Consider the following 11592-nt stretch of genomic DNA (forward strand, 5'->3'; position numbering starts at 1 on the left):
TCCGCTCACTCGGGCACCAGCGCCTCGAACACGGGCAGGAGGTGCGACGGCAGGAGCCCGACGTCGGCGTCGATCGCCGGGTCGGTCTCGGTCATGGCGACCGCGACCAGGTCGCGCGCGGGAACGATCTCGATGAGCTGCCCGCCGAACCCCCAGGCGAGGATCGCCGCATCGTCGTGGAAGCTCGTTCGCCACCACAGGTAGCCGTAGCCGTCGGTCACGCCGGCGCGCGCCGTGATGTCGCCGAGCTGGTCGGCGGTCGCCTGCCGCACCCAGGCGGCGGGCACGACCTGCTGCTCGCCCCGGCGGCCCTCGTGCAGGACCAGGTTGCCGATCGCCGCGAGGTCGCCCGGTCGCAGGCGCAGGTGGCTCCACCCCGTGCTGCGGCCCTGCGGATCGACCGGCCAGCCGACCTCGGCCTCGTCGTCCGCCGCGTCGGCGAGCGGGCCCTCGAACGCGACGAGCGTGTCGATGCCGAGCGGGTCGAAGAGGCGCTCGCGGGCGAAGTCGAACGCCGTCATGCCGGTGGCCTCCTCGAGCACCGCCGAGAGCAGGTGGGCCCCGCCGTCGGAGAAGTCGAAGCTGGCGCCCGGGACGCGCACGGCATCGTCGAGGATCGTGCCGACCCAGTCGTCCGACTGCTCGAACGAGTAGGAGGGCCCCTCGTGGACGCCGGCGAATCCGGCGGTGTGCGTGAGCAGCTGGCCGAGCGTCGCTCCCGCGGCGGAGTCGGGCATGCGGTCGGCCTCATCGGGAAGGAGCTCGGCGAGCGTGGCATCGACCCCGCGGATGCTGCCGTCGCCGATGGCGATGCCGACGAGCGTCGACATCACGCTCATCGTGATCTCCCCGGTGTCCCAGCCGTCGTCGACCGCTGCGTCGAAGCGCTCGTCGAGGATGGTCTCCCCGTCGACGGTCACCATGAGGGCACGCAACTGCCCCGCACGCCGCGACTGGTCGTACAGGCGGGCGACCTCCTGCGCAGCCCGGCCCCGGATCTCCGCCGCGAGCACCTCCTGCTCGTCCGGGGAGATCGCGTCGACGATGCCCGTGCACCCGGTGAGGCCCGTCGCCACGACGACGGCGATGGCCAGCCCGCCCGCATGCGACCGGACGCGACGTCCTGCCCGCATGACTCGATCATCCCACCACCGGGGTGTGCGCGCACGGGACCACGGACCCGCCCGGTCGGCGGTGGGTCGACAGCTCCCGGAGACAGAGAAGAGGCCCGGAATCACGCATGATTCCGGGCCTCGTTGGTTGCGGGGGCAGGATTTGAACCTACGACCTCTGGGTTATGAGCCCAGCGAGCTACCGAACTGCTCCACCCCGCGGCACAAGAGATAACACTAGCATCCGCTCGGGCGTCCGTCCAATCGAGACCGGATCCGGGCGGCATCCGATTCGGCTCAGGACGGCTCGGTGCCCGCCGGGCCCGCGGACGACGCCCGGACCGCCTCGATCGAGTACGACAGCGGCAGCCACGGACGGTCGGGCCAGCCCCACATGCCGTCGCCCGTGTCCACCGTGCGCGGGAAGATCCTCCACGGCACGGCGTAGTGCTCGCGGAAGTCCGCGATGCCCAGGCCGGCGTCGCGCAGCGCCCGGTGGATCTCGTCCATCGGGTGCATCCACTCCCAGGTGCGGGCGTGCTCGAGCTGCGCGTCGGGATCGGCGTAGTCGGAGGCGTCCACGACGATGTCGGGCTCGGGGTTGCCGTAGGGATAGGTGAAGGCGGGCATCCCGTCGGCCGCACCGTCGCCGTCGAAGACGAAGGCGGCAGGATGCCCGTCGGCGAAGAGCAGCACCCCGCCGGGCTTCAGGTACCAGGCGATGATGCGGGCCCACTCCGCGACGTCCGGGAGCCAGCCGATCGTGCCCCACGTGGTGAACACGACGTCGAAGGCGCCCGGCTCGGGCAGCGCCTCGCGCGCCGCGTAGACGTTCGACTCGACGAAGCGCGCGCGTCCGTCGTCCATGCCGATCTCGGCCGCCATGCGCTCGGCCTCGTCGAGCGCCGGGCGCGAGAAGTCGAGTCCGACGACGGTGGCACCCAGGTTCGCCAGCGAGAGCGTGTCCGAGCCGAAGTGGCACTGGAGGTGCAGCACCCGCAACCCGTGCAGCCCGTCGGGGAGCCGACGCGCGAGCATCGCCTCCACGATGGGGTCGAGCACCGTGCGCCCCTCACGGAGCGGCTGCTGGTCGTACATCGACCCGGGGCCGAGGTGCACCGGGACGCGCTCGTCCCAGTTGGCGCGATTGTCGTCGAGCCAGTCCCCCGACCGCAGGTCGATGGTCATCAGCCGTTGAGGAGCGCCAGCATGTCGGCGATCGTCGACGCGAGCTCCGCGTCGGCGAGGCCGTACGCCGCCCAGTCGCCCTCCGACAGCGCCTGCTGCTTGTCCTGCAGCGACTGCTGGGCCTGCCGGAGCAGCGCCTGCAGCTGGGCATCGGTCTCGGGATCGCCGGTCGTCGTGCCCGTGCCGGTGTCGCCGCCGGTGTCGCCCGTGCCGGTGTCGCCGTCGGTGTCGCCCGTGCCGGTGTCGCCGCCGGTGTCGCCCTCGACGCCGCTGTCACCCGCGGATGCCCCGGACTCGCCGCCGAACAGCACGTCCAGCGCCTCGTCGAGGGTGTCCTCGAACGCGATCTGGTCGCCGAAGGCGACGAGCACCTTCTGCAGCAACGGGTAGCTGGTCTCACCGGTCGAGCGCACGTACACGGGCTGCACGTAGAGCAGGCCGCCGCCGACGGGCACGGTGAGCAGGTTGCCGTTGATGACCTCCGACGAGCCCTGGCGCAGGATGTTCAGCTGCGCCGAGATGCTCGGGTCGCCGTTGAACTGGTTCTGCACCTGGCCGGGGCCGGGAACGAGATCGCCCGACGGGAGCGTCAGCAGCCGCAGGGAGCCGTAGCCCTCGGCGCGCTCGCCGTCGGACGTCCCGGCATCGGCGTCCACCGCGAGGTAGCCCTTCAGCACGTTGCGGCTGTCCTCGTCGCCCGACTCCGGGATGAACGTGGAGTAGAGCGAGTAGCTCGGCTCGTCCTGACCGGGCATCTGCATCGTCAGGTAGTACGGCGGCTGCAGGATGTCGCTGCCGGTCGGGGCCGTCGGCTCGTCGGGCGTCGTCCAGGCGTCGTCCCGCGAGAAGAACGAGCCCGCGTCGGTCACGTGGTACCGGCCGAGGATCGAGCGCTGCAGCTTGAACAGGTCGGACGGGTAGCGCACGTGGCTCATCAGGTCGCCCGACATCTCCTCCATCGGCACGACCGTGGCCGGGAAGATGTTCTGCCACGCCTGCAGGATGGGCTCCTCCTCATCCCACGCGTACAGCGTGACGCTGCCGTCGTAGGCGTCGACGGTGGCCTTCACCGAGTTGCGGATGTAGTTCACGTCGTCGAGCGCGAAGGTCGGCGCGAGCTGCTGCGAGTCCGAGATCGCCTGGCTCATCGAGAGCTTGGTCGAGTACGGGTACGCGTCGGTCTGGGTGTAGCCGTCGACGATCCAGACGATCCGGCCGTCCACCACCGACGGGTACGGGTCGGAGTCGAGCGTCAGGTACGGCGCGACCTTCTGGATGCGCGTGAGCGGGTCGCGGTCGTAGAGGATCTGCGACTCGTCGTTGACGTTGTCGGACAGGAAGATCTGCTCGCTCTGGAACTTCAGCGCGTAGATCAGCTTGTTGAACAGCCCGCTGAGCGACGGGCCGCCCTCGCCCTCGAACGTGGTCTGGGTCTGGTTGCCGTTGTCGCCGCCGGCCGGGTAGTCGAGTTCGACGGGGCTGGTGCCCTCCGGGGCGCCCACGATCGAGTACTCGGGCGAGTTCTCGCCGAAGTAGACGCGCGGCTCCTCGATCTCGAGGTCGCCGGTGGTCGGGATGCCCGACTGGATGAAGACCGGCTGGCCGTCGACCGAGCGCTGGTTGCCCGCCGCCGCGACCATGCCGTAGCCGTGCGTGTAGACGATGTGCGAGTTCACCCAGTTCTGGGCGTCGCCGAGGCCGGCCAGGCGCAGGTCGCGCACCGCGACCACGGCGTCCTGCGTGGTGCCGTCGATCTGGTAGCGGTCGACATCGAGGATGTCGGGGAACTGGTAGTACTGGCGGAACTGCTCGAGCTGTGCGAACGCGTCGCTGATCTGCGCCGGGTCCATCAGTCGGATGTTCGCCGTGGTCTCGGCGTCGGCGCGCAGCGCGCCGCGCTCGGCGTCGGTCTGCGCCTCGTACGGGATCTCCTCGACGTCGGCGACCCCGAACGCCTCGCGCGTCATGTCGATGTTGCGCTGGATGAAGGGCGCCTCGAGCGTCTTGGCGCTCGGGTCGACCTGGAAGCGCTGGATCACCCACGGGTAGAGCGATCCGATGATGAGGCTCGAGATGATCAGCAGCGCGGTGCCGACGAGCGGCAGGCGCCAGCGGCCGATGATCGCGGTGATGAAGAAGAGGATCGACACGACCAGCGCGATGCCGGCGAGGATGCCGCGACCGGGGATCGTCGCGTACACGTCGGCGTACGACGCGCCCGTCATGAGGTCGTTCGACTCGGTGAGCGTGGCGTACTGGTCGAACCAGATGCTGACGGCCTGCAGCAGCAGGTAGATGCCCGCGGTGATCGCGATCTGGATGCGCGCCGACTTCGAGATGACGACCTCGCGGCCCGAGACGCGGATGGCGCCGTAGAGGTAGTTGGTGGCGATCACGAGCAGGGCCGACAGCAGCACCACCGCGGACGCGAAGCCGACGAGCCCGCGGTAGAACGGCAGGTCGAAGACGTAGAAGCCCACGTCGAAGTTGAACTGCGGGTCCGTCGTGCCGAACGACGTGCCGTTCAGCCAGAGCAGGGTGGTCTGCCAGCGCGACGCGGCCGAGACGCCGCCGAAGATGCCGAGCACGGCGGGGATGCCGTACATCGCGAGCCGGCGGAGCGGCTCGAACACCTCCTGGTAACGGTCGAGCTGGGAGTTCAGCTTCGCGTAGACCGGCCGGGTGCGGTAGGCGATCTGGATGCTGATCCAGACGGGCAGCCCCATGCCGACGAACCCGATGAGGAACAGCAGCAGCCGGGCGATCCACTCGGTCGTGAGCACGTTCAGGAAGCCGAGCTGGTCGTACCAGAGGACGTCGGCGTAGAGCCCCGCGAAGATGAAGAAGCCCACCACCAGTGCGACCACGATGCCGATCGTGATCGCGATCGGCGCGCGTCGGCGCCCTTGAGCCTGGTCGGGTTGTGCAGACGTCACTCTCGGCCTCTACTTCGTCGGGGTCGGGTCGATCATCAATCCTAGGCGGACCGGACCGTGCAGGTTCCGGGATCCAGCGAACCGCCAGCCCGCCGTGACCACGTCGTGACCATGCGCGGCCGGATCAGCCCGCGGCGCAGCGCGGCAGCGCGTCCAGGTCGCCGCCCTGGGCGATGACGTCGATCGCGTCGATCGCGTCGTCGAGGGTCTGCACCGCGAAGACCTCGAGGCCCGACGGGATGTTCCCGACGACCTCGTCGCAGTTGCTCGCGGGCGCCAGCATCCAGTCGGCGCCGGCGCCGACCGCGCCGTGCATCTTCTGGCGGATGCCGCCGATGGGGCCCACGTTGCCGGCCGAGTCGATCGTGCCCGTGCCGGCGATCCGCTCGCCGCCGGTCATGGCGTCGGGCGTCAGCTTGTCGATGATGCCGAGTGCGAACATCAGGCCGGCACTCGGCCCGCCCACGTCGTCGAGCTGGATCTGCACGTCGATCGGGAACTCGTACTGCATCGTGACGCCCACGCCGATGAGCAGGGTGCCGTCCTGGTCGCGCGGGGTGACGACCGCGTCGACGGTCTCGCCGTCGCGGTCGACCTCGATGTCGGCGGGCTCGGCGCCGTTGACCTGGATGGCATCGCGCAGCGACGCGATGTCGTGCATGGGCTCGCCGTTGACGGCGGTGATGACGTCGCCCTCCTCGAGCTGGCCCTCCGCGGCCGAGTCGTCGAGCAGCCCGATGATGGTGACCTCGCGCGGGAAGTCGTAGCCGAGCTCGACCAGCGCGGCCGCGATGGCGTCCTGCTGGGAGTCGACCATGAGCGTCTGGTTCTGCTCGTCGCGCTCCTCCTGCGTGAGGTCGGCCGGGAAGACCGCCTCGATGGGCACCACCGCACGGCTGTCGTCGAGCATCGCCCCGCCGATCTCGAGCCACGACGGCTGCCGCTGCGGATTGCCGACGATCGAGACGGTGAGCAGGTCGAGGTTGCCCTCGGTCGGGTACGTGGTCTCGTCGGGCACGGAGATGAGCGGCACCTCGTCGCCGTCGCTCGTGGTCGCGACCCCGAGCGTGTCGTACACGGGGCCGGGCTGCTCGATGACGTACGGCGCCGGCGACGACGCGAAGACGCCGGCGATCACGACGGCGATCGCCAGGAGCCACCAGCCGGCGGTGCGGGCCCGCGACCCGGGGCGACGCTGTTCGGGGCGCGCGCGATCCTCGTCGAACAGGGCCATCGGGTTCCTCTCTGGGTCGGCACACGGGGGCGCGCCGACGGCACCGTGCGGGTGGCGATGGCGCTGTTCGCGACGGGCGGACAGCCGGAACGACCAGCCTAGGCCATTTCCCAGTCAACCCGTCGGGCGCGCGGATAGCGTAGGAACATCCGACTGGGAGGTGGCTGAAGTGGCCGACGAGAATGGCCCCGGCGACGACCGGAGTCCCGAGGACGAGTTCCGCGACATGCTGCGCGAGATCCTGTCCGGCGGCGCGGGCGTCGACCCCGCCCAGCTCGCCGGCGCGGCCGGCCTGCCGAACGATCCGGCGAGCGTCGCCGCGCTGTTCAGCCAGCTCCAGCAGGCGATGGCCTCGGGCGGCGACGGCATCAACCGCGACCTCGCCCTCCAGCAGGGCGTCGCCCGTGCGAAGGACGGCCAGCAGGACACGGATGCGGCGACCCGAGCCGCCTGGGAGCAGGCGTACCACGTGGCCGCCCTCTGGCTCGACGAGGCCGTCGCCGTGAGCAGCCTGACCGAGCCCGGGGTGCTGCTCAGCCGGCGCCGCTGGGTGGAGCAGACCATGCCGGTCTGGACCCAGCTCGCCGAGCCGGTCGCCGCGAGCATCGCCGACTCGCTCACGCAGGTCATGTCGGAGCAGGCCCCCGAGGAGCTGCGCGGCATGATGGCCGGCGCGAGCCAGATGATGCGGTCGATCGGCGGCACGCTGTTCGCGATGCAGCTCGGCCAGGTGGTCGGGCAGCTGTCGGCCGAGGTCGTGTCGGGCGGCGACGTCGGCATCCCGCTGCTGGAGGACGGCACCGCCGCGGTGCTGCCCCAGAACGCCGCCGAGTTCGGCGACGGGCTCGACATCCCCGACGACCAGGTGCAGCTCTACCTCGCGGTGCGCGAGCTCGCGCACGCGCGCCTGTTCCGCCACGCGCGCTGGCTCCGGCTGCGGCTGATCACCTCCATCACGGACTTCGCCCGGGGCATCCGCATCGACACCGACCGCATCGAGGAGCTCGCCAGCGACTTCGACCCGTCGAACCCCGAGGCGCTGCGCGACGCGCTCGTCAACGGCTCGCTGATCCCGCCGAAGACCCCCGAGCAGCAGGCCGCGCTCGCGCGCCTGGAGACGATGCTCGCCCTCATCGAGGGCTGGGTCGACGTGGTCACCGCCCGCGCGACCGAGCGCCTGCCCTCGAGCGGCGCGATCGCCGAGACGATCCGCCGCCGCCGGGCGACCGGCGGGCCGGCCGAGTCGGCGTTCGGCACGCTCGTCGGGCTGGAGCTGCGTCCGCGTCGCCTGCGCGAGGCCGCGGCGATGTGGGCGGCCGTCACCGACGCCGTCGGGGTCGCCGGGCGCGACGACCTGTGGTCGCACCCCGACCTGCTGCCGTCGTCGGAGGACGTCGACGACCCGGCGCGCATCGTCGCCCGGCTCACCGGCGACCGCACCGAGGAGGAGGCCAGCGAGGCCGACGCCTTCGACCAGGCGCTCGAGGCGCTGCTGCGCGGGGAGTCGCCCGGCGGCGAGGCGGCCGAGGGCGACGAGGGCGAGCGCCCCTAGCTCCGCGAGCCGACGGCGGATGCCTGTGGACGGTCGCCCCGCGTCCACAGATCCTCCGCCGACGACCCGAGCGGATGCCCCGTGCGGCAGTCTCTCGGCATGGCCGTCCGCATCGATCCGCGCATCCCCGTCGTCTGGCGCTCCCCGTCCGACCTGCAGCTGGGCGCCGCGCGCCCGCTCGCGGTCATCCGCGACGCCGACGACGTCGACCTCGCTCTCCTCGAGGCGATGCGCGCGGGCGCGGCACGCGCGAGCCTCGAGCGGCTCGCACGGCGGCTCGGCGCCGACGACGGCGACGTCGACGTGTTCCTCGCGACGGTCGAGGCGGCCGTCGACGCACCCGACCCGCAGGTGCACGCGCGGGTCGCGATCGACGGTGACCCCGCCCGCTGCGCCCGACTCGCCGCCGACCTCGCGGCGGTCGGCCACGAGGTGGTCGGCCCCGCGCACGACCCCGACGCGGTCGACCTGGCCGTCGTGGTCGCCGACCACGTGGTCGACCCGAGGCGGGTGCGCGGCTGGATGGCGCGCGACGTGCCGCACCTGCGCGTGCTCGTCGATGACGACGGGGTCGTGGTGGGGCCGCTCGTCGAGCCCGGCGAGGGGCCGTGCCTGCACTGCGTCGAGCTCGCTCGCGCGGACGCCGACGACGCCTGGCCCGCGATCGCGTCGCAACTGCTCGGGCGGCCGGCCCGCGGCATCCGCCCGCTCACCCTGCTGCAGGCGATGACCGCCGCGACGCTGGCGGTCGACGCCCGCCTGCGGCGCGACGACCTCGGGCTCGCCGACCGGGCGATCCGCTTCGACGCGGTCAGCGCCGAACCGCGCTCCGAGCCGGTGCCGTCGCATCCGCGCTGCGGCTGCCGATCTCTTGCAGGAACCGTGACGGCGCTCGCACCGCACGCGACTGGCCGCCCCGCTCGGCCCAGCTCACCTCGAGCCGGCGTCGTGCCCGCGTGATGCCGACGTAGAGCAGGCGGCGCTCCTCGTCGACCTGCTCGAGTCCCGTGGCGTACGAGATGGGGAGCAGCCCCTCGGACAACCCGACCAGGAAGACCGTGTCCCACTCGAGCCCCTTCGCCGAGTGCAGCGTCGCGAGCGTGACCGCCGACACCGTCGGCTCGTGCTGGGCCGCGGCGCGTTCCAGCAGGTCGTCGGTGAAGCGGCGGAACGTCGTGCCCGGCGCGGCGTCGTCGACGAGGCGCACGAGCGCGTTGTACGCCTCCCATCGGTCGCGCACGGCACCCGGCCCGTCGGGCGGGGTCTGGCTCCAGCCGAGCGAGCGCATCACGTCGCTCACCGACTTGAACAGCGGCTCGTCGGCGATCGTGAGCGACGCCGCGCGCAGCGCCTGCACCGCCTGCTTGACCTCCGGCTGGTCGAAGAACCGGCGCGCGCCGCGCAGCCGGGAGCTCACGCCGACCTCGTCGAGCGCGGTCTCGAGCACGGCCGACTGCGCGTTGGTGCGGTAGAGCACTGCGATCGACTCGGGCCCCTCGCCCGCGTCGACCAGCTCGAGCACGCGCTGCGCGACCTGGCGTGCCTCGGCGATGTCGGAGGGATGCTCGCGCACCACCGGTCGCGGCGCCGACGGCTCGGAGCGCTCGCTGGTGAGGGCCAGCGCGCCGGGGCGGCCGCGCATGAGCCGGTTCGCGACGTCCACGATCGGCGCGGACGAGCGGTAGTTGTGCTCGAGACGCAGCACCGTGGCATCCGGGTACCGCCCCTCGAAGCCCAGCAGGTAGTCGGGCCGCGCGCCCGCGAACGAGTAGATCGTCTGGCTCGCGTCGCCGACGACGCACACCTCGCTGCGGTCGCCGAGCCACAGGTCGAGCAGGCGCTGCTGCGCCGGGGAGACGTCCTGGTACTCGTCGACCACGAAGAACCGGTACTGCTCGCGCACGTGCATCGCGACGGATGCCTCCTGCTCGATCATGCCCGCCGTCGCGAGGAGCACGTCCTCGAAGTCGATGCGCCGCGCCTCGTCCTTCACCCGCTCGTAGCCGCCATGCAGGTCGAGCGCCTGCTCGACCGTCAGGGCGCCGGGCGCACCGCGGGAGGTCAGCCGCACCGCGTGCTGCTCGATCGAGTCGCCCGAGACCTTCCGCAGCTCGATGTCGGCGGCGAGGTCGCGCAGGGTGGCCGAGTCGACCCGGATGCGCAGCCGCTCCGCGGCCTGGCCGAGCACGCGCGCCTTGCCGTCGAGCACGGCGGGTGCGCTGCCGCCCACCACCAGCGGCCAGAAGTAGTTGAGCTGGGCGAGCGCGGCCGCGTGGAACGTGCGGGTCGCGACACCGGACGCGCCCAGGGTGCGCAGGCGTCCGCGCAGCTCGGCCGCGGCGCGCGTGGTGAAGGTGAGGGCCATGACGCGCTCGGGCGTGTAGGCGCCAGTGCGCACGCCGTACGCGATGCGGTGCGTGATCGCGCGGGTCTTGCCCGTGCCGGCGCCCGCGAGCACGCAGACCGGGCCGAGCAGCGACTCGGCCGCCCGACGCTGCTGGTCGTCGAGCGCGTCGAGGAGCGCCGCGGGGTCGTCGCTCATGCGTGCCCGTCGATCTCGCCGCCGTACCACTCCTCGAGCATCCAGCGCGCGATGGACGACGCCCCGGGCAGCGCGATCTCGCCCGCCGCGGCGGCGAGGGCCTCGCGGGTGTACCAGCGGAGCTCGACGATCTCCTCGCCGTCGGGGCGCACCGCGTCGGGGTCGGCGACGGCCGCCGCGAAGCCCACCATGAGCGAGGCCGGGAACGGCCACGGCTGCGAACCGAGGTAGCGCACCTCGGAGACCTCGAGGCCCGCCTCCTCGGCGATCTCGCGCACCACGGCGGCCTCGAGCGACTCCCCCGGCTCGACGAACCCGGCGAGCACCGAGAAGCGGTGCTGCTCCCACATGGCGTTCGAGCCGAGCAGCACGCGGTCGTCGCCGTCGGTGACGAGCACGATCACGGCGGGGTCCGTGCGCGGGAAGATCTGGCGCTCCTCGGCCGTGCAGCGACGCACCCAGCCGCCCTGCTCGACCGCGGCGGGCGCACCGCATGCGGGGCAGAAGCGATGCGAGTCGTGCCAGTTGGCGAGTGCGACCGCCTCGGTGAACAGCCCGGCGTCGCGGTCGCCCAGCCCGGTCACCACGGCGCGCAGCCCGCCCCAGCGACCCTCCTCGGGTTGGAGCGCCCGCGCGGCGTCGTCGTCGAGCACGTGTGCGACGACGCGCACCGCGGTGCCGCCGGCGTCACCGTCGTCGTCGCCGGGCAGCGTGCGGCCCAGGTAGATGCGCGGCTCCCCCGCGGGCGCCTCGGCCACCGTGAGCAGCGCGAGCTCGAGCGGCGAGCCGTCGACCCGCTCGGCCATCAGCGCGCGCCCGCGCCAGATCGGCAGCACGCGCGTGGCGGGGTCGGCGTCGAGCTCGGCGAACAGGTCGGGCGCGGTGCGCGCCTCGGCGTCCCGGTCGAGCGCGGATCGCGCGAGCGGGGGCACGGGCACGGTCATGTGCGACCTCTCTGCGACGGGCGGCGGAGATACCGCGAGGGCGTGGCGCTCGGCCACGGTGAAGGCGGGCGAGCCTAGGCTGAG

General features: G+C 72.4%; 7 protein-coding genes, 1 tRNA gene and 1 pseudogene. 2 read left to right on the forward strand and 7 right to left on the reverse strand.

What is annotated here, in order from left to right:
* Positions 1-5: 5 nt before the first annotated feature.
* The 5 genes from ABZK10_RS16260 to ABZK10_RS16280 form a co-directional block, all read right to left on the reverse strand.
* Entirely contained in the window at positions 6-1133 is a 1128-nt protein-coding gene (locus tag ABZK10_RS16260; protein ID WP_353810329.1) for a serine hydrolase domain-containing protein, read from the reverse strand.
* A 124-nt stretch (positions 1134-1257) separates the two neighbouring features.
* A tRNA-Met gene (locus tag ABZK10_RS16265) sits at positions 1258-1334 on the reverse strand.
* A 75-nt stretch (positions 1335-1409) separates the two neighbouring features.
* Positions 1410-2300, reverse strand: a complete 891-nt coding sequence (locus ABZK10_RS16270; RefSeq protein ID WP_353810330.1) for a class I SAM-dependent methyltransferase — start codon at positions 2298-2300, stop codon at positions 1410-1412.
* Complete coding sequence (locus ABZK10_RS16275; protein ID WP_353810331.1) at positions 2300-5236, reverse strand: UPF0182 family membrane protein; 2937 nt, start codon at positions 5234-5236, stop codon at positions 2300-2302. The genes ABZK10_RS16270 and ABZK10_RS16275 overlap by 1 nt, the downstream gene beginning before the upstream one ends.
* A 124-nt stretch (positions 5237-5360) precedes the next feature.
* Positions 5361-6470, reverse strand: a complete 1110-nt coding sequence (locus ABZK10_RS16280) for a YlbL family protein (protein WP_353810332.1) — start codon at positions 6468-6470, stop codon at positions 5361-5363.
* A gap of 169 nt (positions 6471-6639) precedes the next feature.
* Between ABZK10_RS16280 and ABZK10_RS16285 the strand changes: the two genes are divergently transcribed.
* Entirely contained in the window at positions 6640-8022 is a 1383-nt protein-coding gene (locus ABZK10_RS16285) for a zinc-dependent metalloprotease (RefSeq protein WP_436408539.1), read from the forward strand.
* Between the two features lie 522 nt (positions 8023-8544).
* Positions 8545-8847 (forward strand): annotated as a pseudogene (locus ABZK10_RS16290) (TOMM precursor leader peptide-binding protein); the annotation flags it as partial.
* Here ABZK10_RS16290 and ABZK10_RS16295 read toward each other — a convergent pair.
* Entirely contained in the window at positions 8834-10564 is a 1731-nt protein-coding gene (locus tag ABZK10_RS16295) for an ATP-dependent helicase (RefSeq protein ID WP_353810333.1), read from the reverse strand. The pseudogene ABZK10_RS16290 and the gene ABZK10_RS16295 overlap by 14 nt on opposite strands.
* Entirely contained in the window at positions 10561-11508 is a 948-nt protein-coding gene (gene nudC, locus ABZK10_RS16300; RefSeq protein ID WP_353810334.1) for an NAD(+) diphosphatase, read from the reverse strand. Before nudC ends, ABZK10_RS16295 begins: the two co-directional genes overlap by 4 nt.
* Positions 11509-11592 lie beyond the last annotated feature (84 nt).

The organism is Agromyces sp. SYSU T00194, assembly GCF_040496035.1.
Classification (GTDB): Bacteria; Actinomycetota; Actinomycetes; order Actinomycetales; family Microbacteriaceae; genus Agromyces; species Agromyces chitinivorans.